Here is a 26394-nt window from a genome sequence, read left to right as displayed (position 1 = left end):
TCTTTTTACATACTATTCGATATTAGTTATCAATAATTATTAAAAGGGTCAAAGATGAAATTTCGTTATTCACATGTTTTAGCGGCGTTGATTTTAGGAAGTTCTTTCAGTGTCGCAGCAGATGCCACTTCACTTGAAGAGGCACTTACAAAAGCTGAGGTTACAGGTACTGTGGGTTGGTTTGGTGTCCATAATGATAGAAAAGGCGAGAGTAAAAACGATAGTTTTTCTAATGGTTATCTTAATGTAGGGTTTGAAACGGCTCCTTTTCATGGTGTGAGCGTGGGTGTTGCTGGTTGGGGTAGTGTTCAAACCAGTAGCTATCATGATGCGTACGATGAGGCGATGGGAGATAGAATGGCTCTTTCAAAAGCTTATCTTAAAATCGAACAAGAGGGAATGGGCAAAGTAGTATTGGGACGCCAAGATGTTGATTTTAATTGGCTAACAGACTATATTGATGGTGTGAGTGCTGAAGTAACCGCAGTCGATCATTTAGTGCTTAGTATGGCATGGGCACACTCCAATGCGGTGATTGATATTGATGAAATTTCAGAGCGTTTTACCAAAATTAACGGACACGATGGTGTCTATATGCTCGATGCCAAATACACACCCGTAGAAATTTTAGAACTCAATCCTTATCTTTATTATGGTAATGATTTGTTGAATGCGTATGGTATGAAAGCAACCCTAAGTCTTGAGCCAAGTGATGCGGTTAAAACGACAACCATGGCGCACTATGTTACAGTCAACAGCGATGTGGCAGACGTGGAAGATGGCTCTTTTGCCCAATTTGAGCAAGGGGTAGAACTCTTTGGTGTAGCATTAGCTGCTGGGTATATGCGCACGCATGATGATGGTATGGGAGGTTTAAATGAGTTGGGTGATCAATCGCCATTTGAAGAAGGCAACCACGTGTTTGATCCTGAGGCAAAAACACCGTATATGAGTGCTTCGTATGAAATTGAGGGAGTTACGCTTAGCGCATTGTATGGGCAAACCAAATATTATGATGGGGATGCTGATAAAAAATTTAAAGAAAAAGAGTTAGATGTGAGCGTGAGTTATGAGATTATCAAAAATCTTGAAGCTTCTTTGATCTATGCGAATATTGATAATGACCAAAAAGATGAGAGTTATGACGCCTATAAAGCTCATATCTCTTATAACTTTTAAGTAAAATCTGAGGTATAAACTATTTTTACATGTAAAGTGCGAATGCTTTACATGTAAAAAAGTATTTAAGAAACTAAAGCGGATTGAATAACCGTTTCATGAGGTTCACATTGAATCGTGCAATTACTCTTCTGTGCGATTTCTTCTATATTTTTTTCAAAATGTATGGCTGGGCTATCGCTTTTAATGGCAATAGAAAAGATAGGATATTTTTTACTATTAAAGCGGATATATTCGCCTGTAATCAGTGAAAGTCGTGTGGTGATTGTTGTAGCGTGCAGATGGGCATGATAAATTTTGGTTAAAAGCTTCATAAAATTTTCAACATTTAAATAGATATCAGGGAAGGTAGGGTCAAACTCTTTTTTGAATTTAATCGTTGAACTTGTTGCGACTGCACTGATACACAAATCTAGCAGTGCATAGATATTAACACTCTCTCCATACTCTTCGACGTGTGTAAACTTTTTAGTAGCATTTTTATAGAGTTTAATACCAATGACATTTTCATCCAAATAGCCAACGGTGATGCCATAGAATTTATAAGAGTTAAAAACGATATCGACAATGGTCGTTTTAAAGCCATAGGTAATACTTGCATACGTTTGTGCAATATCAAAAATCTTTTTATGATTGACCTCACCAAGAAGGTATTGGGCTTCTTGGTTGAGGGAGATGATTTTACCGTTACTATCAAAGACAATAAAAGGATTGTAGTCGTGTTCTATCCACTCTTCAGCAAAATTCATGGCTTAGCTTTCAATATAATTTTTAAGTTTTCTTCCTACTTTTGGATGTTTAAGCTTTTTAATGGCAGAACTTTCAATCTGGCGCACACGTTCACGAGTGACATTAAGCTCTTTACCTATCTCTTCTAAGGTTCTATCGCTCTCATCGTGCATTAAACCAAAACGCATACGGATGACCGCTTTTTCTCTGTCGTTGAGCTGATCAAGTACATCGTCAATTTGCTCTTTAAGGTCTGATTTTAAAATATGCTCAAGAGGGGCAATGGATGTTTTATCTTCGACAAAATCACCAAATTTTCCATCGTCTTCGTTACCAATAGGCGCTTCCAACGAAATAGGCTCTTTGGTGATTTTAATAACGTTTTTAACTTTATCCGCACTCAAGCCCACTTCCAATGCAATGGTCTCGATGTCTGGCTCTTTACCTTCTTCTTGAAGGTGTTTACGAATGATTTTATTGATACGGTTAATGGTCTCAATCATATGAATTGGGATACGAATGGTACGGGCTTGATCGGCAATCGCACGTGAGATGGCTTGACGAATCCACCATGTGGCGTAGGTTGAAAATTTGTACCCTTTTTTGTACTCAAATTTATCAACCGCTTTCATCAAACCAATGTTTCCTTCTTGAATCAAATCCAAAAATGGCAAGCCTCGGTTGGTGTAACGTTTAGCAATAGAAACAACCAGACGAAGGTTACTTTTTGCCATACGTGTTTTAGACTCATCGGCAATTTTTTTACCCCGTTTGATTTGCTCCAAAATCTCTTTGAGCTTTTCAGGGTCCAAATCAAAGCCTTGCTTACTGGCTTCTTTGGTTTGAAAAAGCTTTTTAATTTCCATATACGTTGAAACCATTGTAGCTTCTGGAACCATTGTAGCGATATCTTCTTTGTTTAAATCAATGATGTTTTTAAGAAGATTTTGATGATTTTCTTTGAGTGTTTCGTTAAAAAGAGGTAAACGATACTCTAGGCGTTTGAGTTCTTTATCAAACTCAAAATCACTCTTAAGAGCTGTTTCCATAGATTTGACGAGTTCATTAATGAGTTTACTGGTTGGCCCTAAATCCATCAATGCGTCTTTAAGCAATTTCTTTTTATACGCCAATGCCAAATCGTAATTCATCATCTCTTCAGCATCAAGATTCTCTTCAGGTGGACGAGCAAAACTCTTCATCCAATCTTTTTTTGCTTTTTCTAAGGCTTTAAAGCTTTCGATGACTTTTTCGGTTCGAGAGTTATCTTTTTTAGAAAGGGGGCGTTTCTCTTCCCCTTCTTCATCAAACTCCTCCCCATCATCGCTATCATCGTCATCGCCATCATCGTCATCTTCAAAGGTTTTAAACAACTCTTTAACACGGCGTTCACGATTAATCAAGGCTTCTTTATAATCTAAAATAAAGTCGATAAGATAAGGCACTGAACAAAACGCATCAATAATAATATCTTCGCCAAACTCTATCTTTTTACTAATGTCAATCTCTTCTTCTTTGGTTAAAAGCGAAATTTGTCCCATCTCTCTTAGATACATACGCACAGGACTGTCGCTTCTTGACCACTCTAAAAGCTCTTTTTCACTGGCAAGGTCAAACTCGTCTTCTAAGGCTTCGTCTTGGAGTTTTTGGCGCTCTTCTTCACGTTTTTTTGCCTCTTCTTTGTTGCGAAGTTTCGCAATTTCAGCAGAAGAAATAAGGGTGACTTTGTATTTTTCGAGCAATCCCATCAACTTTTTAACGTTTGCGGGTGTTGGGGGTTTTACAAAGAGTTCCATCACGTTTTCATACGTGACATAAGATTTTTCATTTTCGACAAAAAGCTCTTCTAATTCTGTATACAGTTCTTTTGAAGCCATGGGTGTAACTCTCCTTAAGAGTAAGGGTGTTGGAGATTTTGATTTTTTATGTTTTCTCATTAAAAAAGATGTGGATTATACCGAGTTTTCTTTTAATTATCATTAAAGCTCTTATTTTTCAAAGGTGGAACAGGAGTTGCTTTAGTTAGAAAATAATTTTTGACTATGTGGATAAAACAATGCAAAATGGCTATTATGACGTTACAGGCGCAATGGTAACACAGTTTAATCGACTCAATGTTATCTCCAATAATCTTGCCAATTTAAACACAACAGCTTTTAAAAGAGATGATGTGGTTGTGGGAGATTTTAAACGTATTTTTCAAGAATACAAAGAAGAGATGCCCTTACGTGACAATACCAAAGAGGCGAGTAAATTTGTCAATGCAGCGATGTCTAGGGTTCCTCATATTGTCGAGCAGTACATTAAGTATGAGCAAGGTGGCATCAAAAACACAGGTAATGCGCTTGATTTTGCCTTGAAGCGTGATGATGCGTTTTTTATGGTTGAAACGCCCAATGGTATTCGCTTAACGCAAAATGGTTCATTTACGTTAAATAATGTAGGTATTTTAACCACCAAAGAGGGCTATCCTGTGCTTCCTTCGACCTATTTTCAAAACAAGCAATACATTGAAGTTCCAGAAGATGGAGAACTTCGTGTCAATCAAAGTGGAGCGTTGTTTGTCGGGGATGATGAAATAGGACAGATGTATCTGGTAAAAAGCGATGACATTAAGTCTCTCACTAAAGAGGGTGAGAGTTTGTATGCTTTTAAGAGCACGGATGAGCTAACCCAACTTGAAAATGGGGATTTTGTTGCGCAAGGATTTTTAGAGACTAGCAATATTAATCCCGTAAGTGAGATGGTAGGGCTTATTGAAACCAATCGTTTGGTGGAGATGTACCAAAAAGTGATGAAATCACACATGAATGATTTAAATTCAGATGCAATCTCAAAACTTGCATCAACCAAAGCATAAATTTTAGGTAAGGACTAAGCAAAGATGATACGTTCACTTTATACTGCTGCAACGGGTATGATTGCGCAGCAAACGCAAATCGATACGACTTCAAATAACATTTCAAACGTCAATACCATTGGTTATAAAAAACAGCGTGCGGAGTTTGCGGATTTAATGTATCAAACCATGACGTATGCAGGAACGTCAACCAGTGCTACTAGCACCTCTCCTACAGGCATTGAAGTAGGTCTTGGTGTTCGCCCCACAGCCATTGCAAAGCAATTTACGCAAGGCAACTTTAAAGAGACAGGTAACTCGCTTGATGTTGCCATTACGGGTAATGGTTTTTTTCAAATTCAGCTTCCAGATGGTACCACAGGCTATACGAGAAATGGCTCGTTTAAGCTTGATAGCGAAGGAAGTGTGGTCAATAGCGATGGGTATAGACTCTTACCAGAACTTACTATTCCTGAGGATGCGACACAAATTACCATTGGTGTGAACGGTGTTGTCTCCGTGCTTCAAGCAGGACAAACTGAGACGAATGAAATCGGGCAGATTGAGCTTGCAAACTTCATTAATCCAGCAGGTCTTCACTCTTTGGGTGATAATAACTACATTAACACCTCTGCTTCGGGAGACCCGATTGTCAGTGAACCTGGACTTAATGGTCTTGGGCAAACCAGACAGCAGTTTGTTGAAATGAGTAACGTGCAGCTGGTGGAAGAGATGACGGATTTGATTACGGGGCAAAGGGCGTATGAAGCCAACTCCAAAGCGATTACCACCAGTGATGAGATGCTTCAAACCGTTAATGCGCTAAAACAATAGATTTTAGTATGCTTTTTTTGATTCCTATTTTTGTCATCATTGCTATTATTTTAGCGATTGATTTTTTCTATTTTTCCGATACAACACTGAGCGAGGAAGCTCCAAACAAAGAGCTTTCTCAAAAGATTGAGGAGCAAAACGCCACTCAAAACTATCTCAATCGCTACATCAAAAAATAGTGTTACATGTAAAGATATGCTATGAATTTTTTTGCTATTTTTAAACTGACCATTCCCGTCTTAATGGGCTATATTCCTTTGGGTATGGCATTTGGACTTTTGCTTTCCAAAATGCTTATTCCATGGTACTACGCTTTTTTTATGAGCCTGTTTATTTTTGCAGGTTCAGGGCAGTTTTTGGCACTCACTCTTTTTGCTTCACAAGCGACCATTTTAGAAATCGCCATTGCCACCTTTTTGCTCAATCTTCGTCATACCTTTTATGGGCTTTCCATGATTTCAGCCTTTAAAAATTTTTCATGGAAAAAGCATTACCTCATTTTTGGACTCACCGATGAGACGTTTGCACTTTTAAAAACGAGTGAGATTGAAGAGCAGCACCGTGAAAGGGCTTATCTTATCATTACCTTTTTAAATCAATGCTATTGGATTATGGGCAGTGTATTGGGTGCGGTTTTAGGCAATGTCGTTCCTTTTAATTACGAGGGCATTGAGTTTTCATTGACCGCTTTGTTTGTGGTACTTTCCATTGAGTTGTATAAAAAAAGCAGACTGCATCAGCCGTTTTTGGTAGCGCTCATTATTGGGTTGTTTGGCATGGTGTTTTTTCCACCGCAAAAGATGCTGATTTTATCACTTTGTTTGGCGGCGTTTGTGTTGATTGTTTTTAAAAGGAGTATGCAAGATGCAGAGTAGTTATCTTATCGGAGGCATTGTGGTTGCTATGTTTGCGACGTATGCGACACGCCTCATTCCCTTTATGCTCTTTCGAAATCGTGAGCCATCACCTCTCATACGCTACATTGAGCGTAATATGCCTTTGATGATTATGGTGATTTTGGTTTTTTACGCCTTAAAAGATGTGAAGTGGGAGGTTTATCCTTACGGTTTGGCGGAGATTGTTGGGGTGAGTGTTGCGATAGCTTTACATGTAAGTTTTAAAAACGCACTCTTAAGCATTTTTACCGCAACACTTATCTATATGGTCTTAATTCAAAAAGTGCTTTGTTAAGCCTTTTTGACAAATTCCGATTTTAATCCCATCGCCCCAATGCCTTCAACTTTGCAGTCAAGGTTGTGATCACTCTCAAAATTAAGACGAATATTTTTCACTTTGGTGCCACCTTTGATGACCGCTGAAGAGCCTTTGAGTTTAAGATCTTTTATAACGATAACGGTGTCACCATCGGCTAAAATCGTTCCATGCGCATCTTTGACAACCCTGCTGTTCTCTTCGCTTGAAGTGCTCACTTTTTCCCATTCGTGCGCACACTCAGGGCAGATAAACATTGCTCCATCTTCATAGGTGTATTCGCAGTGACATTTTGGACATGCGGGTAAATTTTCCATAGATTTCCTCTCTTTTTTGGCGAAAGTATGCCTAAAAGCCTCTCAAAAAGAGATAAACTGCTTTTGCGCTATAAAAGAAAAGGAAATTTTCTATCTCTCTCATAGCGTTTCATCTTTTCTTCATACTGTTCAATGACATCAACCATTTGCTCAGCAAAATCCGTCTCAATAAGGTAGTCTTTTTGGTTTACATGTAAAGTTTTTAAGCCTTGTATTTTGGCATTGTACATCAGAGCAGGGCGTATTTCTTCAGCGTGATTAGAGGTTAGCCTTTTGATATCATGCCCCAATCCAGTCATCCACAAATCCATAAACTCCACACGAAACGGGAGGATTTTCCCCCATGTTTGTTGCATTAAAAGTCCCTCTTTTTGAGAAAATTCGTAAAACAAAATGGCATCCATGCTCTCATCATAAACCGCTAGAGTTTGGTTTGGAAGGGGTTTGATTGCAGGGTTGATGGTTGCCATATCAACAATTTTTGGAGCACAGCCCATGAAAAATAATAGGCTTAGGAGCATCAAGATGTATTTCATAAAAATCCTTTGCTTTTGTATGCTCAAAGTCTAGTAGTCGATGTTTTAAATAAACCTTAGGTACAATAAAAGTAGATAAAAGAAGAAGGAAATACAATGGTATTTGAAAAATTAGGCTTAAGCGAGCCCATTAGGGATGCGGTGCGTGAGTTAGGATATACCAAACCTACACCCGTACAAAACAAGGTGATTCCTTTGGTACTTGAGGGTAAAGATGTCATGGCAACGGCGCAAACGGGAACGGGAAAAACGGCGGCGTATGCGCTTCCATTGCTTCATATCTTAAATAAAAAAACACAAAAATCAACGACTTCCAAAGTGGTACGAGCGCTGATTTTGGTTCCAACCAGAGAGTTGGCTTCGCAAGTGGGTGCGAGTGTGCAAGCGTATGGCAAAAATGTACCGCTTAGCAGTGCGGCGATTTATGGTGGTGTGAAGTTTACCCCACAAGCCAAAAAGTTGGATAAAGGTATTGATATTTTGATTGCAACGCCTGGAAGACTTTTGGAGCATGTGAAGCTTGGCAATGTGGATTTGTCTCGTGTTGAAATTGTTGTTTTTGATGAAGCTGATAGAATCTTAGATATGGGTTTTTGGGATGAAGTGCAAACGCTTTTGGGACTTTTCCCTAAAAAACGCCAAACGCTACTTTTTTCTGTGGGACTTTCAAAATCGGTCAAACGTCTCTCTGAAGTCAGCTTGAAAAAGCCTGTCACGGTGGCTATTAATAATCAAGGTGATTTTGCAAAAAAAGTAGAACAAACGCTTTATCTTGTTGATAAAGAACGCAAATGCGAATTGCTCTCTTTTATGATAGGCACCCATAATTGGCATCAAGTGTTAGTCTTTACCAAAACCAAACAGAGTGCGGATGAGGTTGGGGAGTATTTGAATGCGAGTGGTTTAAAAACGCTGGTTTTGCACGGCGATAAAGCGCACTCCAAACGTACGCAAGCTATTCATGCGTTTAAAGAAAATGCTATTCGAGTGCTTGTTGCAACGGATATTGCTTCTCGTGGGCTTGATATCGAAGATTTGCCTTATGTTATTAACTATGAATTACCAGGTGATGCAGAAGATTATACACACCGAGCAGGACGAACAGGGCGTGCGGGAAAAGAAGGAAGAGCTATTTCGCTTGTTGCGCAAGAAGAAAAAAATAAATTTAAAGAGATTGAAAAGATTTTAAAATATACGATTAAAACCGAGTTTTATCCTGGTTTTGAAACCAAAGAGTGGGTTGAAAAAGAGGCAAAAAAACATACGATTCAAGCTAAAATTGATCGTGAAAAAGCCAATAAACGTCCTAACGGGCTTCGTAAAAAACGAGAAGAGATTAAAGCGAATAAAGCTAAGAAAGCCGCTAAAACGTGTGGCATTGGCGCTAAAAATTGTAAAGTTAAATAGACTTCTTGCAAAACTCATTTTGCAAGAATAAAAAGCACCAAAGGTGCGTGGGCATTCCGTCTAGGAAAACCCAGTGTTAACGTAGCCTTTAGAGCTTTGCTTTAAAGGCGTGTCAAGAGTTCTGTAAGAACTCTAATATAATAAAAAAAGGATACGTATATGATGGTTGAAATGCAAAAACTGCACTATTTTAAAGATTTTATTGAGCAAGAAGAAAATCCTCTGGGAAAAAATCTTTATGTGATGATTTTAGCGGTGGAAGCGTATTATGAGTTTGTAGCAGAAGTTCTGATTCCAGGGACGTCTCGTAGTATGACACAGTTTAAATTGCTTGAAGAGTTGCGCTCACTTAAAACCATTAGTGAACAAGAGTTTGTTATTATGAATGAGACACGAAAGCTTAAAAATGATGTGACACACCGCCTTGATTATGAGATTAATGCGACCTATTTATTTGATTTTTGTAACAACTGTGGTGTTAAAGACAAAATCATTCCTGAAGATAAAAACGACCAACAAGAGCTAAATAGCGCACTTTTAGATGCTCTTTTGAAAAGCTATAAAGTGGTTGATTTGAAGCTCTACTCTAAAGTGCGCAAAGAGCTTGAAAAGGTTCATGGAGTAAAAGCGTGAAGTGGAAAGTGACAGCCAAACAGCATATCTCTAAAAACTGTTTGGTGTGTGGCATCGAAAATCCTTTTGGGTTGAAGACAAAATTTTACGAGTTGGAAAATAAAGAGGTTGTGGGCTATTTTACGGGGCATACCTATTTGCAAAGTTATCCCAATATCTTACACGGTGGCATCTCCGCAACGATTTTGGATGAGACGATTGGGAGAGCCATTATGGCGCATTATGGGCAAGAGAGTTTTGGTGTGACGATTGAGCTTAATTTAAAATACAAAAAGCCCGTTCCTTTGGATGTGGAGCTGAAAGTCGTTGGGCGCATCGTGAATGATAAAGGGCGCATTTTTGAAGGCACAGGTGAGCTGATACTTCCCAATGGCGAAGTTGCCGTCACTGCCTCAGGTCGCTATATGAAGCGCAATGTTTCGCAAATTGTTGAGAGTGATTTTATTGAAGATGAGTGGTTTGCCAGCGATGGTAAAGATAGAGACGAGATAGAACTCTAGGTGAATACAACATACAACATCCTTCAGCGTGTCTTTGGACACCATCATTTTAGAGCCAATCAAGAAGAAGCGGTCAATGCGATTTTAGCGCATAAAGATTTGATGATGATTTTACCCACGGGGGCTGGAAAGTCACTGTGTTATCAGCTTCCTTCCTTAGTGATGGAAGGTCTTAGCGTTGTCATTTCACCGCTTTTAGCCTTGATGCACGACCAAATCACCGCACTCTCTGCCTTTGGCATTAAAGCCTCTATGATTTCATCCATGCAATCACCCCAAGAAATCCAAGAGAGCATGCAAGCGTGCCGTAAGGGTGAGCTTAAACTCTTGTATGTTGCACCTGAACGCTTAAAGGGTGAGTCATTTTTACACTTTTTACAAACCCTTTGCATTAACTTTTTTGTCATTGATGAAGCGCATTGTGTGAGTGAGTGGGGGCATGAATTTAGAGAAGATTACCGACAACTCTTTCGCCTGAAACACTACTTTCCCAAAACACCCATTGCCGCATTTACAGCGACGGCGACAAAAATCGTGGAACATGACATCCTTCAGCAATTAAGTCTTATCAATCCTTTAATCATTCGTGCGAAAGTGGAGCGTGAGAATCTTACGATTAAAGCGGATTATCGCAATGGTAATGGACGTGAGCAACTTTTGAGCTTTTTGCGTGCGTTTCAAAACGAGAGTGGCATCATTTACACACTCACACGCAAAGAGACGGAGAGTTTAGCGCTCTTTTTACAAGGGTATAGCATGCGTGTACGTGCTTATCATGCAGGGCTTTGCACCGAAGAAAAAAACGAGACCTACCACGCTTTTTTAAACGATGAAATCGACGTGGTGGTTGCCACCGTGGCGTTTGGGATGGGCATTGATAAGAGCAATATTCGCTTTGTGGCACACATGTCATTGCCTAAAACCCTTGAAAATTATTACCAAGAAATCGGGCGTGCGGGACGTGATGGACTACCTTCTTCAACTTTACTGCTTTTTTCAGCGTCAGATATTGTGGAGCACAAACGTCGCATTGGTGAGCAACCCGCATCAGAGTACCAAAAAGTAGCCTATGAAAAGCTCGATGCCATCGCTAAATTTGCCACCTCTCAAGTCTGCCGCCATCAACAAATTGCAAGCTATTTTGACGATACGATTCTTACATGTAACACCCGTTGTGATAACTGCGTGGAGGGTGAAAAGCAGAGTGTGGACATCTCAAACGAGGCGTTAAAGCTTCTCTCTAGCGTGTACCGTACAGGACAGCGTTTTGGGTTACAATACGTCATTGATGTCTTAATGGGCGTAAGCAATGAAAAAATAGCACAAAACGGACATAAAAGCCTTTCGGTTTATGGCATTGGAAAAGAGCGAAGTAAGGCGCAGTGGCTGAGCATCGGCGATAGACTGATGGAGCTTGAAGCGCTAAAAGTGGGCGAATACCGTGTGGTGAGTCTCAGTGAATACGGCGCTCAGATAATCAAAGAGCGTTTAGCGGTAAGCATTCATGCGAAGCGTTTGGAAGAGCGCAAAAAAGTCTCTAAAAAATCAACGAAAGCACTAAGTGGTGCATTTGAACTCCCTATATTTGAGAAATTACGTGCTTTGCGTTTGGAAATTGCCAAAGAAAATGGCATACCGCCGTATGTGGTTTTTAGCGATAAAACCCTTAAAGAGATGGCAGAAAAACTCCCTGTGGATAAAGAAGCGATGCTCGATGTCAGTGGCGTAGGTGAGGTGAAGTTTGAACGATACGGTGAAGCCTTTTTAGCCTTGTGTCGCACACTCACTTAAGCTTTACATGTAAAAAAAAACGTGTATAATAGAGCATTACATGTAAAGGATAAACATGAGTGCTGGACAAAGTCGAAATAACATTCACAAAGGCGTTAAAGTTTTCATCGTTTTAAAAGAAGACCAAAAGAGCGGAAAGCTCACCGAGGGTGTGGTAAAAGATATTTTGACCAATTCCGCCAATCATCCGCATGGCATTAAAGTGCGACTTGAAAGCGGTGAAGTCGGGCGTGTGAAAGAGATTATTCTTTAGGAGGCGGGGTATGAGCGAACTTTTTGCAAGTGAGGCGTTTACCCTTTATGGCATACCACTTTTAATCTGTCTTGCACGCATTACCGATGTTAGTATTGGCACACTTCGCATTATTTTTGTCTCGAAAGGGCTTCGTCTCTGGGCGCCAATACTCGGCTTTTTTGAGGTGAGCATTTGGCTGATGGCGATTTCAAAAGTCATGGCAAATTTGACCAATCCTATTAACTACATCGCCTACGCTTTAGGCTTTTCTTTGGGCAATTACATTGGGATGTTCATTGAGAGTCGTTTGGCTTTGGGGATGGTGGTGATTCGAATTATTACCAAAAAAGATTCGCATCATTTGGTGAGCGCACTGCGTTCACTTCGTTACAGCGTGACGGTGACGGATGCAGAGGGAAACGCAGGTTCGGTCAATATTATTTTTACCGTCATCAAACGCTCCGACATCGAAAAAGTACGCTCTTTAATTGGCACGTACAACCCTCAAGCGGTTTACTCCATCGAAGATGTCCGCCATGCAAGTGACCCCACTTTTCCGATGGAAGAGAAAAAACACTCTTTATTTTCTACACTCTTTAGAGGAAATAGACGGTAAAAGAAGGTTACATGTAAGAAGATGCGAGATGTTTTTTAAAGATTTCAAGGCTTTCTTCAAATCCCTCTGCTTTAGCGCCAAAATATTCATTTTGAGCAAACTTCTCAATATCTGTGGATTCCCAAAGCTCTTCTTTCCAAAGTGCTCTATATTTTTTGGCATTTTCTAAAAGTTCAGTTTCTATGGAATGTGCCATGATGTGTTCAATAAACCCTTTTGACATTAGTTGGAGTGTTTCTACGTCTAACTTTTGTACATTTTCCCAAAGTTCAAACGTGTCGTAATGTCGATTTTCGACTAAATTTTCATAGTCATCACTAGGAATAATTTCAACAAAATCATCATCCTTGTACGTATTGCTGGCATAACCTTTGCATACGAGCACAAAAGGAAAATAAAACGTTGGATGGTCTAAAAGATATTTGATAATGAGCAGTGCATGTTCTCGAGAAATGGGCATAGATTATCCTATTAATTCGTAATTGCCACGGGCTGTAAATTTTAAAAAACCTTTGTCTCTTAAAACTTGCAGTTGCTGTGAAATTTTGAATTCGATGTTATTGTTTTTGGGGTATTTTGTTTGTAAATAAGGAATAAATGTCAATAGCTCTTGTCTTGTAAATTGCTTTTTATGGAGCTTTTCAATACACGCCATAATATCAAGAATCCACCCTTTTTGTTCACCATGAGATTCTTTTAAAAAGAGTGTTTTTGCCCATTTCTCTAAAATGGCATCTTTGCTTTGTATGGTTTGATTGTGTATGTAAAAAATTTTTCCACTCTCAGGTAAGGCACTCAGTAAAATATTGCATCCCACCCATCCTGCGCGTTTTGCATTGGGGGATAGGGGTTTACGCTTTTCAATGATTTCTGGGGTAAAAAAATGTTTTGGCATCACAACAAAATTATGAATTTGAAGGGTTTTTAGCTCATAGGTTAAAAAGAAAAAATTGGGGTTTTCTGAACTTTTAAGTCGTGCAATCATCGTATCGTAAGCGCCATCGGTTACTTTTTTACCTAAAGAGCCTTTTTTGCTTTTTAACTCAAATTGTTCTTTACATGTAAGACAATAAAAATCAGCCACAGGGCGATTATTTTCATAAGATTGGATGGGTGTGCCACAACTGGGGCAAAAAATATTTTTTTCTACCCAATTTTCAGTGAGAACACGGGCAATTTGGGAACTATTTTTATACTCTTGAATCAGTGAACGATTAAAGTGCAGATTCATATGTTATTTTTACCTTTGAAGGTCTTGCTAGAAAAGCAGATTTTACCGAAGTGCGTATGTTTTTCTACTTAAAATTTGTCTTCCACGCCCAAACTCTCTCCCATAAAAGCACGACACCCACAGCAACGATGCCATACTCAAACACACCAGCGACTTTTTGCGCCCAGAAGCTATGAAGCAGGGCTAAGGCTAAAGCGAGATAGACCGCTTTGTGGTACTTTGAAAACTTAGCAAAGAGCTTTTTAAAAGAAGTCAGTGCCATGAAAAGAAGGATGAAAAAAGCGATAACACCAACATAGATGAACGGCTTTTTAAGGCTTTTCTCAAAGAGGGTGACAAAGTCAAATTCACTGTCTAAAACGACAAAAACGCTTACATGTAAAAGGGCGTAAACAAAGCTTAAAAGCCCAATGGTTTTGCGGTAGCGGAGGAAGTTTTGCCCATAGACTCGTTTACATGTAGAAGGCACGAGTGAGAGCAAAAGCAGTACCATCGCCCCAACGCCTGTGGTGGTGTAGAGCATTTTAATCGGGTCGATGGCACTTTCAAGTTTGTAGTAAGCGTACCCCAAAGGAAGGAGGGCAATGAGCGTAAGAAACGTTTTCAAAAAAACTTCCTCAAGTCCATTCCCGCATACAGATGTCCCACCTCTTTCTCGTAGCCGTTAAAAGGCAAAGTGGCTTGTTTGGTGAGTTTTCCAAGTACTCGCTCTTTGGCTTGACTCCATCTGGGGTGATCAACGTTTGGATTGACATTGGCGTAGAAGCCGTACTCTTTTGAGTCCATCACTTGCCAGGTATTTTTAGGCTCTTCTTCCACGCACTCAATGAGGTCGATGGATTTGATGGATTTAAAGCCGTATTTCCACGGTACGACCAAACGAATCGGTGCGCCATTTTGTTTCGGAAGCGCTTTGCCGTACATTCCCACCGCAATGAAGGTGAGTGGATGACGTGCTTCATCCATGCGTAGCCCTTCCACGTAAGGATGTTGGATAGAGGCAAAAAGTCCTTTTTGTTGGTCGGGAAACATTGCAGGTTCATGACGAGTCGTAAACTTCACGTATTTGGCTTTGGCATTTGGCTCTAGGTAATCAAGCAATTTGTAGAGTGGAAATCCAATCCACGGAACGACCATCGACCAACCCTCGACACAGCGAAAACGATAAATGCGCTCTTCCAGTCCAAACTTAGCGATAAGATCATCCACTTCTAGCATCTGTTCGGTTTTAATTTCACCAAAAAAGCCCACATTCCACGGTTTGGTTTTCATGCTCTGAGCCATTTTGACAGGAGCGGTTTTATCGGTGGAAAATTCGTAAAAATTGACATAATTGCTCACCTGCTCAAAGGTATTAGGCGTGAGGTTTAAGGGGTTGGCATCTTTGGTAAAGGAGAGTTGAATTTCTTCTGGCATGGAGGCTAAAAGTTTGGAGAGTGCCGTGGTGCTTACCAGTGCTCCAGCTCCCAGTTTTAAAAAATGACGGCGTGCTTCAAAGAGAATTTCAGGGGTGATTTTCATGGCTTACTCCTTTGCAAAGTTGTTTTATTGTAACACAAAAGTCACAACAAAGCATGAACCTTTACATGTAAAACATTTAAAGGCTTGCGAGGCTTAAGAGAACGAGTAAAAGAATGGGTGGAGTGACGATAAGTCCAAATTTTGAGTACTCCCAAAAGCTAATTTTCACCCCCTTGTTTGCCATGACATGCAACCACAAAAGCGTGGCGAGTGAGCCAAAAGGGGTCATCTTCGGTCCTAAATTGCACCCGATAATATTGGCGTAGGCTAAGGCACTATTTTGGATGTCATGTAAGGCAATATCCATAATCATAACACTGGGGAGATTATTCATCACCGCACTTAAGAAAGCTGCGATAAATCCCGTCCCAACAATGGCGATAAGCTCTCCTTGTTGGTTAAGCGTTTGCAAAAGAGCGCTCAAATACTCCGTCAGTCCGGCGTTTTTTAACCCATACACCACAATGTAAAGCCCAATGCTAAACCACACCACTTGCCACGGAGCAGTTTTAATGGTCAGCCACGGTTTGGCGGCTTTAAAGTAGCTTGCGATGGCCAAAAAACTAAATGCCCCACCTAAGGCGATAAAGCTAATGGGCACGTGGTAAAATTCGCCCACAAAATAGCTTGCCATAAGCCCTGCGATAAAAATCCAACTCAGATAAAAAAGGGGTTTGCTTTTTAAGACATCATCGGGATTTTTAAGAAGCTCTGTGTTTACATGTAAAGGAATATCTTTGCGTAAAAAGAGCCATAAAATCGCAATGGAAACAATGGTGCTTGCGATATAAGGGGTCAACATAACGCTCACATAGGTCGCAAAACCAATGTTAAAGTAGTTTGCCGTCACAATGTTGGTAAGGTTTGAAAAGACAAAGGGGAGTGACGCACTATCGGAGATAAAGCCTCCTGCGAGTAAAAACGCCACAATCGTTTTGGCTTCTAACTTTAAAATGCGCATTTTAGCCAGTAAAATTGGGGTCAAAATAAGCACCGCTCCATCATTGGCAAAGAGTGCGGAGATGAGTGAGCCTAAAAGAAGCGCATAGACAAACATCAGATGTCCATTGCCATAGGAGAGCTTTGCCATTTTAATGGCGCACCACTCAAAAAAGCCTATTTCATCAAGGACTAAAGAGAGAATAATAATACCAATAAACGCCAACGTCGCATCCCAAACAATGTCTGTGACCACTAAAACATCCTCAAAACTGACCACGCCTAAAAGCAGAGCAAATCCTGCTCCTATCATAGCAGAAGTGCCGATTTTAAGTCCACGAGGTTGAATAATCACCAGCAAAAGGGTAGCGAGGAAAAGTGAAAAAGAGAGTATCATAGATTTTCGTTACACGCCAGTGGTTTGAGGGGCAAAGGGATGTCAAGATAACTCAGCTCTTCCAAACATTCCAAACGAAAGCGATCCAGTGGGGTACGAATGGCGTAGTATGCCCATTTTCCTCGTCTATTAACCCGTAAAAATCCCGCATCTTTGAGGATTTTAAGATGGCGGGAGATGCGTGATTGAATCATATTAAATGACGCTTCTATCTCACACACGCACACTTCGCCGTTGAGCTGAATAAAACGAAGAATCTGCAAACGAGTGGCATCGTTGAGCGCACCGATGGTTTGTAAAAAAATCTCCATGCGTTTTCCTTAAATTTTAGGAGAGTATAGCACAAAGTTTTATTCATATCAAGATATATTGATATGAAAAGCAAAAGGGCGGACGTGCTATAATTTTGGCAAAGGAGTGAAGATGGAGATTGTTAATTTTGAGCATATTTGTGTGGCATATGAAGATGAAAATGTGTTGCATGACATCAGCCTTAAGATAAAAGAGGGTGAACACACAGCGATTTTAGGGGCAAACGGCTCTGGAAAATCAACCCTGCTAAAACTCTTCTCCAACGACATTTACCCTCGTTACAGTGAGGTGATGAAAAAAGAGGTTTTTGGTAAAAGTGTTTGGGATATTTGGGAGCTGAAAAAAAATCTGGGGATTATTACCAATGATTTGCACTACCAATTTAGCGAAAGAGCGCCTGATTTGAATGGGTTTGAAGTAGCTCTCTCAGGTTTTTTTAGCAGTTTTCATCTCTACGAACACCAAGGTTTTTCGCCTTTACATGTAAAGAAAGCAGAAGAGGTTTTAGCCTCTTTGGAAATTTCGCATTTAAGGGATAAACGCATCTCAAGCATGAGCACAGGGGAGCTTAGGCGCTGCATCATCGCACGCTCTTTGGTGCATGAACCTAAAGCGATGATACTCGATGAGCCCACCGTGGGACTGGACATCAAAGCGCAAATAGAGTTTGTAAATTTACTGCAAAAAATCGCAAGAGAGCGTACGGTTATCTTGATTACGCATCATTTAGAAGAGGTCTTTGAAGCAATTTCTCATGTGGTACTTTTAAAAGAGGGACGCATTTACCAACAAGGGAAAAAAGAGGAGATGTTAAGCGATGAACATCTGAGTTTTACCTTTGGTGTGCCTTTACATGTAACGTGTGAAAATGGGCGTTATGTGATTGAAAGGGTCGATAAATGCTCCCAATAACTCACACAATGACCACTTCAAAAAAGCTGTTCGTTCTCAACAAACCTAAGGGTTATCTCGTTACACGTTCGGATGATCTTGGGCGGAAAACAGTGTATGATCTTTTGCCCGATTGGGCTTTTAATGAAGGATGGATGCCCATTGGACGGCTTGATTTAGACTCGAAGGGGCTTTTGTTATTTACCACCAACGGTCACATAAGCAACGCATTGACGACGCCTAAAAAGTGCACCAAAGTATATGAGATTTGGGTGCGAGGGCATGTGATGGATGAACATATCGCAGAGGCATTAAAAGGGGTTCAAACTTCACAAGGTTTATTGAAAGCACTGGAAGTGAAAAAGATAGGCATGGGCGGTGCCAAAACGAAACTAAGCGTTGTGATTGACGAGGGAAAAAATCGTCATATTCGTCGATTGTTTGGGGCACTCAAAGACCCAAAATTTGGCACACCTTTAAAAGTTTTAGAGCTAAACCGAATTAGCATTGGTGATTTTAAACTTGACATCGACATTGGCACATGGCGTTTTCTTTCAGAGGAAGAAGAGAAAATGCTTTTAGATAAACATTAAAAGAAAAGCCCTCTATTATGCAGAAAATCTAATAAATTTACATAATTTTATTTACAATTTGCTATAATTTACAAAAATAAAGGAGAAATTATGGCACAAGTAAACATCAATATTCGCATGGATGAAACGGTGAAAAAACAAGCTGAAGAGCTTTTTGGTGAGTTAGGGCTTAACATGACCACAGCGTTTAATATGTTTGTACGTCAAGCACTCAACCGTGGTGGCATTCCTTTTGAAGTGGTGCGTAAAGATGCGTTTTATAGCCCATACAATCAAGCAAAACTACGAGAGTCCATTGCCAGTACCGACAAAACGGTAAAAAGCCTTGATGCGTTAGAAAAGATGGCTCAATGAGTCAAAAAATCGTTTTTACGCAAATAGCATGGGACGAATATCTTTCATGGCAGAGTGAAGATAAAAAGACGCTAAAACGCATCAATCAACTCTTGTCAGACATCATGCGAAATGGCAACATGGGCATCGGCAAACCTGAGCGGCTAAGAGGCGATTTGTCAGAGTATTGGAGTCGTAGGATTGATGAAAAAAATCGCATTGTTTACCGCATTTTAGAAGAGACCATCGAGGTCGTACAATGTAAAACGCATTATGCGGATAAGTAGAAAGTTAAAAGTTGAGTCCTGCTATTCGTTATATTAAGTTTTAGTAGCTAAGAGTATTTCATTTCTCGTTTTGCAACTATTGCAACTAACATAGCTAACATATAGTATCCAGTAAATACTTCCATTGTAACAACAATATATGAGAACCAATGAGATGGTACAATTTCACCAAATCCTAGTGTTGTAAAGTTTGTTAAACTCATAAATAAGTATGTTGGAAAATCATCTTTTATTCCTTCTTTAAAAGTAAAAAAATTGCCAATGTGATTTAAAAAGTACATGGCAGTAGCATATCCGACAATAAAAATAACAGACCATAAAAAGACATAAAAAAACGATGTATAGTATTTGGTCATAACCAAATCAAAAAAAGAAGTTAATTTGCTTCTTTTTCGATTATTTATAACATAATAATTGTACCAATTGTAGTAATCATACAACTCTTTTGATTCTAATGTTGTACCTGGAAGTAATTCTAATTTTTGAAATAAAAATGCTTTTTTACCATACACTAGACTTTTAAGTAATGCAAATATATTAGGTTTTTTAAAAATGAGATTAATATTGTTCTGTTTATCTGTTGGAGAAATTAAGGAGCCTTGAAATAAACGTGAATTGTTTAAAATAATATTTTTAGCATATGTTGCATTTTGTAAATCAAGCCCTAGAATTAATGAGTTATGAATATGTAGAGTATGAAAAACAATATTTGAAAGGTCTGGACATATAAACATTGAAACTTGAATTGAGGCATTATCGAGAGATAAATTTTTAAGTTCTTCAAAATGATTTGCTGCCAATTTATGTAAAGGTATAAAGTCCAAATTTAGATAATCTTCTATAAGAGAATCTATTGTTATCAAATTTCCGTAAATAAATTTTTGATTAAGCATATAACTCAAAATTTCTTTGTGTAAGTAATGCCATTTTTTTAAATTATAACTGAGCTTTCGCACCTAATTCCAATAAAAGAATAGTCTAAAAAGGCTATTCTTTCGAGCGTTTAGAAGAGTGCCATCTCCATATTGACAAATGAAAAAAGTCTGTTAAAGCCCTATATTAGGCACTTTTAGCTATAATAAAAATAAAGAATATCATCCATGAATCTTCAAGAACAGATCCTATCGGCCATAAATACAACGCTTAAAAACCCCATATATCAAACACTGCAACTCTTAAACATCAAGAGTATTTTACACCGTGCTAACTTTGTAAAGAAAAGAGAAGGCGTAGCCCCCTATCTTGTTGTATTACACTTTGTCTATATGTTGGTGATGAATAAAAAGATATCTTCGTTTATGCACCAAAGCAATGAGAGTTTTAAAAAAGACACCTACTACAGACTTTTGCAAAATAGTAGCTACAACTGGAGAAAACTTCTCTCTTTAAGCACTTTAAAAATCATCAAGCTTTTGCATAAAGTCCAAGATGCTTCGTCAATAAAAGTCTTTATTATGGATGATACGGTTGAGGGTAAAACAGGTAAATATATAGAGGGGAGTCGTGATGGACTTTGGAGCAATAAAGAGAAGCGAACCATTAGAGGGATCAATGTTGTTTCTTTGAATTATAGTGATGGTTATTCAAATTTTATGATAGATTTTGCAATGAGCATGGGAAACTATGCCCGCGTTAAAGTTGAAGAGTTTAGTACAGAACTCGATATCCGTTGCAACGCTTACAAACGAAGAATGGAGATTATGGAGGGTAAGTCTAAGATAGCATTGGCTATGGTAAAAAGAGCTGTACACAGTGGTATATACGCTGATTACTTGCTGGTTGACAGTTGGTACTCTAAACCAGCCTTTATCCAAGAGATGAACGATTTGGGTCTAAAGGTCATTTCAAGAATTGCTAACAACACTAAGATTTGGAACTTTAATGACAAAGAAAAAACACTGAATGCCATGTATGAAAAACACAAAAAGCTTAAAAATGCCAAAGTGGGAACATATGGCAAGAAGATTCGCTTTAGCTATTTTTCAACCGTTGTTGAACATAAAAATGCAGGGAAACTCAAAATTGTTTTTATTAAAACCACCGACAATCTCATCCCTATTGTCTCCACCGATTTAGAACTCAATGATGAAGAGATTATTGAGATTTATAAACGACGATGGGATATAGAACAAGGCTATAAAGAGCTCAGAGAATACTTTGGGTTTGGACAAGAAGAAAATAGAATCTATGAAGCACTGATTGCTAGAATGACACTTTCATTCTTTGCTTACAATATTGTCAGCTACATCAATAGAATCAGCCATGAGCCAAAAACCATTGGTGGATTATTTAAAGATTTGGAGTGTGAACTCTACACGCTTTCTATTGCTATGCAAGCGTTTATTGAAATAATGGACAAAATAGCACAAATTGATGAGATTGTAAAGAACAATAAGGATTTTACCAGTATAATTGCTACACTACGAAGTGCAACTCAAGAATTGCTGGGATTTAGGTGCGAAAGATGAGTTATAAGTTAATCCATTAGATGACCAATTAAGCTGTTTACCATCAATATTTCGATGTTTTTTAATTTCTTCTATTAAAGCTAAGCCAACATCTGTTTCCCATCGTAAAACAATAGCTAATAGACCTTGTTCAGAGCTGTTATAAGAATAGTTGTCTTTATTTTGAAAATAAAATTCTGCTAATTTTTTTAAATCTATATCGCTATTATGAATAAAATAATGATAAATAAGGTCTTTAAATAAATCAAGCTGAGACTTATTATTGAAAGTGTCAAGAGTCGTTTGAATATGATATTTGTTCAATATTAATTTGAGTAATTTAAATCGACTTTCACCTTTATAATCAAAAATATCTCTTAGCATAATAAATTGCGCTCCTATAACATAACAAAAAAAATAAAAATAGAGACTAAACCAAATCTTGCAATGCGACTATTTTTTTCTCTAGCATTTCAAGCTCACTGCTACAAATATCAAATACAATTTCTGCATCAATCGCCACGTAGTGATGGGAAATAAAATCACGTGTTTTGATAATCTCACTCCAATAGGTCTCATCTGCTACTTCGAGCAAAAGCTCTTTTTCACGCTTTATCAGATTTTTAAGCGCTTCACCGATGGATTGAAGGCGCATAGCGATGGCATCAAGTTTTTCAAGCCCTGCATCGTTTTGTAAAAAATCATCACTAGAGTGAATAGTTTCAAAACGCTTTTTAACCAATGCCAAACTCTCCAAAATAAAGGCCAAAAGCTCTTTTGTGGTTGCTTTATCCATAGATAACTTCCTTTTGGATTTTTTCAAAAATGGCGCCTTGACTTTGTTTATGTTTGTGAAGTAGGTCAATTTTTCGTTGATACAATTTTTCAAGATAAACCCAAAGACCAGCGATATTTCGAAAGGTTTTGCGTTTAAATTCAACATAGATGTCAATGTCACTTTGTGTGGTTTGGGTATTGTTCGCAAAGCTTCCAAAAAGACCTATTTTCTCAACATCGTATGTTTTTTCTATAAATGCCTTATGCTCACGCAGTGTTGCTAAAATATCCTCTTTTTGAAGAATTGTTGAGCCAGAAGTTTGCATGATTTTTCTACCTTTATGTTATGCCTTAAAATCTAGCTTCATTTTACCAAAAAAGCCTATAATTTTCATTTTTCAGCTTTAGACTTTATGTTTACGAGAATGATGAAAATAAGCGCAAATTTCCCCATGTATTGGCAATTAAACTTTTTCACAACCCCATTTCGATAAAATCATCCCCATAAAATCTAAGAACGGCACGAAGGATAATCATGAGTACGATTAGTGGAAAAGTGTGGTGTTTTGGTGATAACATCGACACAGACTTAATCATTGCGGCACGTTATTTAAACACGTCTGACCCTAAAGAGTTGGCAAAACATGTCATGGAAGATGCTGACCCTGAGTTTGCGAAAAAAGTTGGGGAGGGTGATATCATTGTTGCGGGTGAAAATTTTGGCTGTGGTAGCAGTCGTGAACACGCTCCCATTGCGTTAAAAGCAGCAGGTGTGAGTGCTGTGGTGGCAAAAAGTTTTGCCCGTATCTTTTACCGCAATGCGTTTAACACGGGACTGCCTATTTTTGAGCTTCCTAATACTGAAGCGATTCAAGAGGGTGAGAGCATTGCTATTTCTATGGAGAGTGGCGAGATCACACATGGCTCAAAAACGTATAAATTTACGCCGATTCCTCCTTTTATGCAAGAGCTTTTAGATGCGGGTGGATTGATGAATTATGCACAAAAAGAGATGAAAAAATGAAAAAAATCTATAATATAGCGGTGATTCGTGGCGATGGCATTGGCCCTGAAATTGTCGATGAGGCGATTAAAGTATTGGACAGCGTGTGTGCAAAAGAGGATTTTGAACTGCGTTATGAAGACTACCTTATGGGTGGTGTGGCGTATGATTTTAAAGGCACACCACTTCCTGATGAGACCATTGAGGGGTGTTTGAAAAGCGATGCAGTGCTTTTTGGTGCGATTGGCGGTCAAAAATGGGATACTTTGCCTCGTGAGTTTCGCCCAGAAACGGGTCTTTTAAAACTTCGTAAAGCCTTAGGTTTATTTGCAAACCTCCGTCCAACGGCTGTGTTTGATGAGCTTTTAGATGCGAGTACACTTAAGCCTGAAGTGCTTAAAGGGGTTGATTTATTTGTCGTGCGAGAGCTAACGGGGGGCATTTACTTTGGTGAGCCTCGTGCCAATGATGGCTTCACGGGCTACAACACCATGATTTACACCAAACCTGAGATTGAGCGTATTGCCCGTGTGGCGTTTGACTCAGCCATGAAGCGTCGTCGTGAGGTCTGCTCTGTCGATAAAGCCAATGTTTTAGAAGTAAGCCAACTCTGGAGAGACACGGTCAATGAAATCGCCAAAGAGTACCCAGAAGTGACAGTAACTCACATGTATGTAGACAATGCAGCGATGCAGTTGGTACGAAACCCACGCCAATTTGACGTCATTTTAACGGGCAATATTTTTGGGGATATCTTAAGTGATGAGGCGAGTATGATTAGCGGTTCTATTGGATTGTTACCTTCAGCATCCATTGGTGGCAAAGTAGGCTTGTTTGAGCCGATTCATGGCTCAGCCCCTGATATCGCAGGACAAGGCATCGCCAATCCACTTGCTACCATTTTAAGTGCCTCTATGATGTTACGTTTTGCCCTAGGTGAGAGTAAAGCGGCGGATAGAATTGAGAGTGCCATTAAAAAGGTGCTTCAAGATGGCTATCGAACGAAAGATTTGGCGAACTATGGGGCGAAAGAGGTGTGTTCAACGACACAAATGGGTTCTATTATCGCTGATTATGTCAATAAACTATGAGAACACTGACTCTTGCTTCGATTTATGAACTTCAAGGTCTCAAAAATGAGGCTTTGGAGATTTATAAGGAGTTATTAATGGCAAATCCTGAGAATAAAGAGGCGAAAATTGCGATTAAGCGTCTCTCTGGGATTCGCAAAAAATACCTCGGTGTCGATGAAGAGATGAAAAAGTTTTTTTTAAATATGAATTCGGAAGTCGAATTTTTAGAATTTGAAAGGTGGTTGGTAAAGCTATGGAATTAAAAGAGATGATTTTATCGACTCTCAAAGAGCTTGAAGAGGTTGTGCCTAAGGAGGAATCCAAGGCACAAACCCTGCAACCGCCACGACAGGTGAATGCAGAAGCGTTTGAGCCTGAGATTATGCTAGAGGTTCACGAAGAGATTCATAAAGAGGCAGAGGTAAGGCTCTCTTTCGTGGATGAATCGAGCTGTGAAGAGCGGGAGAGACAGTTTTATCTCAATTTGCGTGAGCGTATTTTGGTTTTATTTGAGGGCTTCCAATCTCCAAACAATAAAAACATTGAAGCGAAAATTGATTTGACGCTCAACTTTTTAGAGTATCTTTTAGCCACGATTGATGAGCAGTTGGAGAAAGTGGACTCTTCTAAAAAATGAAACGCTATATCGACCTGCATGGGTCATTTCTCTCACAATTTGAAGAAGCAAAAACGTTTTTAGCGCCGTATACCAAACGTGCCTATTTGGTAGGGGGTAGCGTGAGAGATATTTGTGTGGATGAACCTTTACATGATTTGGATATTGAGGTGTATGACATTGCCCCTGAAACCTTTGATAACTTGATGCAACGCATTGGTGCGGTGGGGGTAGGTAAAAGTTTTTTTGTGTATAAATGGGGCAATATCGACTTCTCTTTGCCTCGTATTGAGCGCAAAAGTGGTGTGGGACACAATGCCTTTGAGGTTGAGGTATGTGAGGATGAAAAAGAGGCGTCTAAAAGGCGTGATTTTACGATCAATGCCATGATGCTCAATATCTTCACGTATGAACTGCTTGATTTTTGGGATGGGCAAAAGGCGATTTTGGATCGTTTGTTGGTCATTATTGATGAAGAAAAATTTAAAGAAGATAGCTTAAGAGTGCTTCGTGCGATGCAATTTAGTGCACGTTTAGGTTTTAAAATAGAGTCAAAAAGTTTGATGATTATGCGAGAGATTGCCTTGTCTGATTTAACAAAACCTCGTATTTTATGGGAGTTTGAAAAACTGTTTAATGCTTCTTATTTGCACTATGGATTATTTTACATGTACCAACTTGAGCTGTTTGAAAAATGTTTTACATGTAAAGTGGAAAATCATTTTTTTACGATTGCGCGCGAATTGCTACGATGTAAGCACAATTTTCAAGAGGAGTTTGCCTCTTACTATTTTGTTTACATCGTCGCCAATCGTTTACAACAAGACCCTATAAAATGGCTTAGTGCCCTTGATGCGCCCAATCATTACCGTCGTTTTTTTCGCAACCAGCCATTTGTGGAGGGCGAGATAAATGATAAAACCCTTTTACATGTAAGCCTTGATATACCTTTGTGCGAATGGTTAGGGCATTACAGGGAAGGTGTGAAAGAGCGTGCCATAGCGCTTGAGATTTGGGAGCAGCCTTTTGATGGGGGCATTAGCGTTCATGATGTGATGAATGAAGGATTTGAGGGACGCTCCATTGGAGATGAGTTACGAAAAAGACGTATAGCTAAAATTCAAGAATTATGTGAGGCAGAGTAAG

At 39.2% G+C, this 26394-nt stretch carries 36 protein-coding genes; 22 read left to right on the top strand and 14 right to left on the bottom strand.

Going from position 1 to position 26394, the window contains the following annotated elements; genetic code table 11:
- Positions 1 to 54: 54 nt before the first annotated feature.
- Positions 55 to 1179: an Opr family porin gene (locus SDEL_RS07805; protein ID WP_012857314.1), complete on the top strand. Its 1125-nt coding sequence runs from the start codon at positions 55 to 57 to the stop codon at positions 1177 to 1179.
- 65 nt (positions 1180 to 1244) lie between these two features.
- Here SDEL_RS07805 and SDEL_RS07800 read toward each other — a convergent pair whose 3' ends face one another.
- The gene (locus SDEL_RS07800) at positions 1245 to 1928 is read right to left on the bottom strand and encodes a transcriptional regulator (RefSeq protein ID WP_012857313.1); all 684 of its coding nucleotides are present in this window, start codon (positions 1926 to 1928) and stop codon (positions 1245 to 1247) included.
- Between the two features lie 3 nt (positions 1929 to 1931).
- Positions 1932 to 3785, bottom strand: coding sequence for an RNA polymerase sigma factor RpoD (gene rpoD / locus SDEL_RS07795; protein WP_012857312.1), 1854 nt, complete (start codon positions 3783 to 3785; stop codon positions 1932 to 1934).
- A gap of 179 nt (positions 3786 to 3964) precedes the next feature.
- On the opposite strand from rpoD, the gene SDEL_RS07790 reads away from it, so the two are divergent.
- Genes SDEL_RS07790 through SDEL_RS07775 form a run of 5 tightly spaced genes read left to right on the top strand, consistent with a single transcriptional unit; the run spans position 3965 to position 6772 of the window.
- Positions 3965 to 4768: a flagellar hook-basal body protein gene (locus SDEL_RS07790; RefSeq protein ID WP_012857311.1), complete on the top strand. Its 804-nt coding sequence runs from the start codon at positions 3965 to 3967 to the stop codon at positions 4766 to 4768.
- 24 nt (positions 4769 to 4792) lie between these two features.
- The gene (gene flgG / locus SDEL_RS07785) at positions 4793 to 5581 is read left to right on the top strand and encodes a flagellar basal-body rod protein FlgG (protein ID WP_012857310.1); all 789 of its coding nucleotides are present in this window, start codon (positions 4793 to 4795) and stop codon (positions 5579 to 5581) included.
- Positions 5582 to 5589: 8 nt separating this feature from the next.
- Entirely contained in the window at positions 5590 to 5760 is a 171-nt protein-coding gene (locus tag SDEL_RS12160) for a hypothetical protein (protein WP_012857309.1), read from the top strand.
- A gap of 21 nt (positions 5761 to 5781) precedes the next feature.
- The gene (locus SDEL_RS07780) at positions 5782 to 6456 is read left to right on the top strand and encodes an AzlC family ABC transporter permease (protein ID WP_012857308.1); all 675 of its coding nucleotides are present in this window, start codon (positions 5782 to 5784) and stop codon (positions 6454 to 6456) included.
- Complete coding sequence (locus SDEL_RS07775) at positions 6446 to 6772, top strand: branched-chain amino acid transporter permease (RefSeq protein WP_012857307.1); 327 nt, start codon at positions 6446 to 6448, stop codon at positions 6770 to 6772. The genes SDEL_RS07780 and SDEL_RS07775 overlap by 11 nt, the downstream gene beginning before the upstream one ends.
- On the opposite strand, the gene SDEL_RS07770 is transcribed toward SDEL_RS07775, so the two are convergent.
- On the bottom strand, positions 6769 to 7110 hold the full coding sequence (locus SDEL_RS07770; protein WP_012857306.1) for a zinc ribbon domain-containing protein YjdM: 342 nt from the start codon (positions 7108 to 7110) through the stop codon (positions 6769 to 6771). The genes SDEL_RS07775 and SDEL_RS07770 overlap by 4 nt on opposite strands.
- A 68-nt stretch (positions 7111 to 7178) precedes the next feature.
- A complete protein-coding gene (locus SDEL_RS07765; RefSeq protein ID WP_012857305.1) occupies positions 7179 to 7646 on the bottom strand; it encodes a hypothetical protein in 468 nt (155 codons plus the stop codon).
- A 96-nt stretch (positions 7647 to 7742) separates the two neighbouring features.
- On the opposite strand from SDEL_RS07765, the gene SDEL_RS07760 reads away from it, so the two are divergent.
- The 6 genes from SDEL_RS07760 (at position 7743) to SDEL_RS07735 (ending at position 12828) form a co-directional block, all read left to right on the top strand.
- A complete protein-coding gene (locus SDEL_RS07760; protein ID WP_012857304.1) occupies positions 7743 to 9053 on the top strand; it encodes a DEAD/DEAH box helicase in 1311 nt (436 codons plus the stop codon).
- 159 nt (positions 9054 to 9212) lie between these two features.
- The gene (locus SDEL_RS07755; protein WP_012857303.1) at positions 9213 to 9686 is read left to right on the top strand and encodes a hypothetical protein; all 474 of its coding nucleotides are present in this window, start codon (positions 9213 to 9215) and stop codon (positions 9684 to 9686) included.
- Positions 9683 to 10186: a PaaI family thioesterase gene (locus SDEL_RS07750; RefSeq protein WP_012857302.1), complete on the top strand. Its 504-nt coding sequence runs from the start codon at positions 9683 to 9685 to the stop codon at positions 10184 to 10186. Before SDEL_RS07755 ends, SDEL_RS07750 begins: the two co-directional genes overlap by 4 nt.
- The gene (gene recQ, locus SDEL_RS07745; protein WP_012857301.1) at positions 10187 to 11977 is read left to right on the top strand and encodes a DNA helicase RecQ; all 1791 of its coding nucleotides are present in this window, start codon (positions 10187 to 10189) and stop codon (positions 11975 to 11977) included.
- A 55-nt stretch (positions 11978 to 12032) separates the two neighbouring features.
- The gene (locus tag SDEL_RS07740; RefSeq protein WP_012857300.1) at positions 12033 to 12230 is read left to right on the top strand and encodes a YwbE family protein; all 198 of its coding nucleotides are present in this window, start codon (positions 12033 to 12035) and stop codon (positions 12228 to 12230) included.
- Between the two features lie 10 nt (positions 12231 to 12240).
- On the top strand, positions 12241 to 12828 hold the full coding sequence (locus SDEL_RS07735) for a DUF2179 domain-containing protein (protein WP_012857299.1): 588 nt from the start codon (positions 12241 to 12243) through the stop codon (positions 12826 to 12828).
- A gap of 7 nt (positions 12829 to 12835) precedes the next feature.
- Here the strand turns inward: SDEL_RS07735 and SDEL_RS07730 are convergent, their stop codons facing one another.
- The 6 genes from SDEL_RS07730 to SDEL_RS07705 form a co-directional block, all read right to left on the bottom strand.
- Positions 12836 to 13288, bottom strand: coding sequence for a hypothetical protein (locus SDEL_RS07730; protein WP_012857298.1), 453 nt, complete (start codon positions 13286 to 13288; stop codon positions 12836 to 12838).
- 3 nt (positions 13289 to 13291) lie between these two features.
- Positions 13292 to 14059 carry a DpnI domain-containing protein gene (locus SDEL_RS07725; RefSeq protein WP_012857297.1) on the bottom strand — a complete coding sequence of 256 codons (768 nt, stop codon included), beginning with the start codon at positions 14057 to 14059 and terminating at the stop codon, positions 13292 to 13294.
- A 64-nt stretch (positions 14060 to 14123) separates the two neighbouring features.
- Entirely contained in the window at positions 14124 to 14666 is a 543-nt protein-coding gene (locus SDEL_RS07720; protein ID WP_012857296.1) for a ferric reductase-like transmembrane domain-containing protein, read from the bottom strand.
- Positions 14663 to 15580, bottom strand: coding sequence for a protein-methionine-sulfoxide reductase catalytic subunit MsrP (gene msrP, locus SDEL_RS07715; RefSeq protein ID WP_012857295.1), 918 nt, complete (start codon positions 15578 to 15580; stop codon positions 14663 to 14665). Before msrP ends, SDEL_RS07720 begins: the two co-directional genes overlap by 4 nt.
- A gap of 76 nt (positions 15581 to 15656) precedes the next feature.
- Positions 15657 to 16916 (bottom strand): arsenic transporter, encoded by a 1260-nt coding sequence (locus SDEL_RS07710; RefSeq protein ID WP_012857294.1) that lies wholly within the window; start codon positions 16914 to 16916, stop codon positions 15657 to 15659.
- The gene (locus tag SDEL_RS07705; protein ID WP_012857293.1) at positions 16913 to 17227 is read right to left on the bottom strand and encodes an ArsR/SmtB family transcription factor; all 315 of its coding nucleotides are present in this window, start codon (positions 17225 to 17227) and stop codon (positions 16913 to 16915) included. The genes SDEL_RS07710 and SDEL_RS07705 overlap by 4 nt, the downstream gene beginning before the upstream one ends.
- A 112-nt stretch (positions 17228 to 17339) precedes the next feature.
- Between SDEL_RS07705 and SDEL_RS07700 the strand changes: the two genes are divergently transcribed.
- The 4 genes from SDEL_RS07700 to SDEL_RS07685 all read left to right on the top strand — a co-directional run bounded on the left by SDEL_RS07700 (position 17340) and on the right by SDEL_RS07685 (position 19332).
- Positions 17340 to 18140 (top strand): ABC transporter ATP-binding protein, encoded by an 801-nt coding sequence (locus SDEL_RS07700; RefSeq protein ID WP_012857292.1) that lies wholly within the window; start codon positions 17340 to 17342, stop codon positions 18138 to 18140.
- Positions 18128 to 18712, top strand: coding sequence for a pseudouridine synthase (locus SDEL_RS07695; RefSeq protein WP_012857291.1), 585 nt, complete (start codon positions 18128 to 18130; stop codon positions 18710 to 18712). The genes SDEL_RS07700 and SDEL_RS07695 overlap by 13 nt, the downstream gene beginning before the upstream one ends.
- Before the next feature lie 90 nt (positions 18713 to 18802).
- Positions 18803 to 19066: a type II toxin-antitoxin system RelB/DinJ family antitoxin gene (locus SDEL_RS07690; RefSeq protein ID WP_012857290.1), complete on the top strand. Its 264-nt coding sequence runs from the start codon at positions 18803 to 18805 to the stop codon at positions 19064 to 19066.
- Positions 19063 to 19332: a Txe/YoeB family addiction module toxin gene (locus SDEL_RS07685; RefSeq protein ID WP_012857289.1), complete on the top strand. Its 270-nt coding sequence runs from the start codon at positions 19063 to 19065 to the stop codon at positions 19330 to 19332. The genes SDEL_RS07690 and SDEL_RS07685 overlap by 4 nt, the downstream gene beginning before the upstream one ends.
- Positions 19333 to 19379: 47 nt before the next feature.
- Here SDEL_RS07685 and SDEL_RS07680 read toward each other — a convergent pair whose 3' ends face one another.
- On the bottom strand, positions 19380 to 20288 hold the full coding sequence (locus SDEL_RS07680; protein WP_012857288.1) for a potassium channel family protein: 909 nt from the start codon (positions 20286 to 20288) through the stop codon (positions 19380 to 19382).
- A gap of 144 nt (positions 20289 to 20432) precedes the next feature.
- On the opposite strand from SDEL_RS07680, the gene SDEL_RS07675 reads away from it, so the two are divergent.
- The gene (locus tag SDEL_RS07675; protein ID WP_012856485.1) at positions 20433 to 21800 is read left to right on the top strand and encodes an IS4 family transposase; all 1368 of its coding nucleotides are present in this window, start codon (positions 20433 to 20435) and stop codon (positions 21798 to 21800) included.
- Here SDEL_RS07675 and SDEL_RS11855 read toward each other — a convergent pair.
- Genes SDEL_RS11855 through SDEL_RS07665 form a run of 3 tightly spaced genes read right to left on the bottom strand, consistent with a single transcriptional unit; the run spans position 21753 to position 22882 of the window.
- Positions 21753 to 22163 (bottom strand): hypothetical protein, encoded by a 411-nt coding sequence (locus tag SDEL_RS11855; RefSeq protein WP_012857287.1) that lies wholly within the window; start codon positions 22161 to 22163, stop codon positions 21753 to 21755. The two genes, SDEL_RS07675 and SDEL_RS11855, sit on opposite strands and share 48 nt — an antisense overlap.
- 46 nt (positions 22164 to 22209) lie before the next feature.
- A complete protein-coding gene (locus tag SDEL_RS07670) occupies positions 22210 to 22575 on the bottom strand; it encodes a HepT-like ribonuclease domain-containing protein (RefSeq protein ID WP_012857286.1) in 366 nt (121 codons plus the stop codon).
- Entirely contained in the window at positions 22568 to 22882 is a 315-nt protein-coding gene (locus tag SDEL_RS07665; RefSeq protein WP_012857285.1) for a nucleotidyltransferase family protein, read from the bottom strand. Before SDEL_RS07665 ends, SDEL_RS07670 begins: the two co-directional genes overlap by 8 nt.
- A 209-nt stretch (positions 22883 to 23091) precedes the next feature.
- Between SDEL_RS07665 and SDEL_RS07660 the strand changes: the two genes are divergently transcribed.
- From SDEL_RS07660 to SDEL_RS07640, 5 genes are read left to right on the top strand one after another with little or no spacing between them, the layout of a single operon-like run.
- The gene (locus SDEL_RS07660) at positions 23092 to 23580 is read left to right on the top strand and encodes a 3-isopropylmalate dehydratase small subunit (protein WP_012857284.1); all 489 of its coding nucleotides are present in this window, start codon (positions 23092 to 23094) and stop codon (positions 23578 to 23580) included.
- Positions 23577 to 24650: a 3-isopropylmalate dehydrogenase gene (gene leuB / locus SDEL_RS07655; protein ID WP_012857283.1), complete on the top strand. Its 1074-nt coding sequence runs from the start codon at positions 23577 to 23579 to the stop codon at positions 24648 to 24650. Before SDEL_RS07660 ends, leuB begins: the two co-directional genes overlap by 4 nt.
- On the top strand, positions 24647 to 24895 hold the full coding sequence (locus tag SDEL_RS07650) for a hypothetical protein (RefSeq protein ID WP_012857282.1): 249 nt from the start codon (positions 24647 to 24649) through the stop codon (positions 24893 to 24895). The genes leuB and SDEL_RS07650 overlap by 4 nt, the downstream gene beginning before the upstream one ends.
- Positions 24886 to 25269 carry a CiaD-like domain-containing protein gene (locus SDEL_RS07645; protein WP_012857281.1) on the top strand — a complete coding sequence of 128 codons (384 nt, stop codon included), beginning with the start codon at positions 24886 to 24888 and terminating at the stop codon, positions 25267 to 25269. Before SDEL_RS07650 ends, SDEL_RS07645 begins: the two co-directional genes overlap by 10 nt.
- Entirely contained in the window at positions 25266 to 26393 is a 1128-nt protein-coding gene (locus SDEL_RS07640; protein WP_012857280.1) for a tRNA nucleotidyltransferase/poly(A) polymerase family protein, read from the top strand. Before SDEL_RS07645 ends, SDEL_RS07640 begins: the two co-directional genes overlap by 4 nt.
- The last annotated feature ends 1 nt before the right edge of the window (position 26394 follow it).

This window comes from Sulfurospirillum deleyianum DSM 6946 (genome assembly GCF_000024885.1).
Lineage (GTDB): Bacteria > Campylobacterota > Campylobacteria > Campylobacterales > Sulfurospirillaceae > Sulfurospirillum > Sulfurospirillum deleyianum.
Note: the sequence above shows the minus strand (reverse complement) of the source record. Positions and strands in the feature narration are given on the sequence as shown.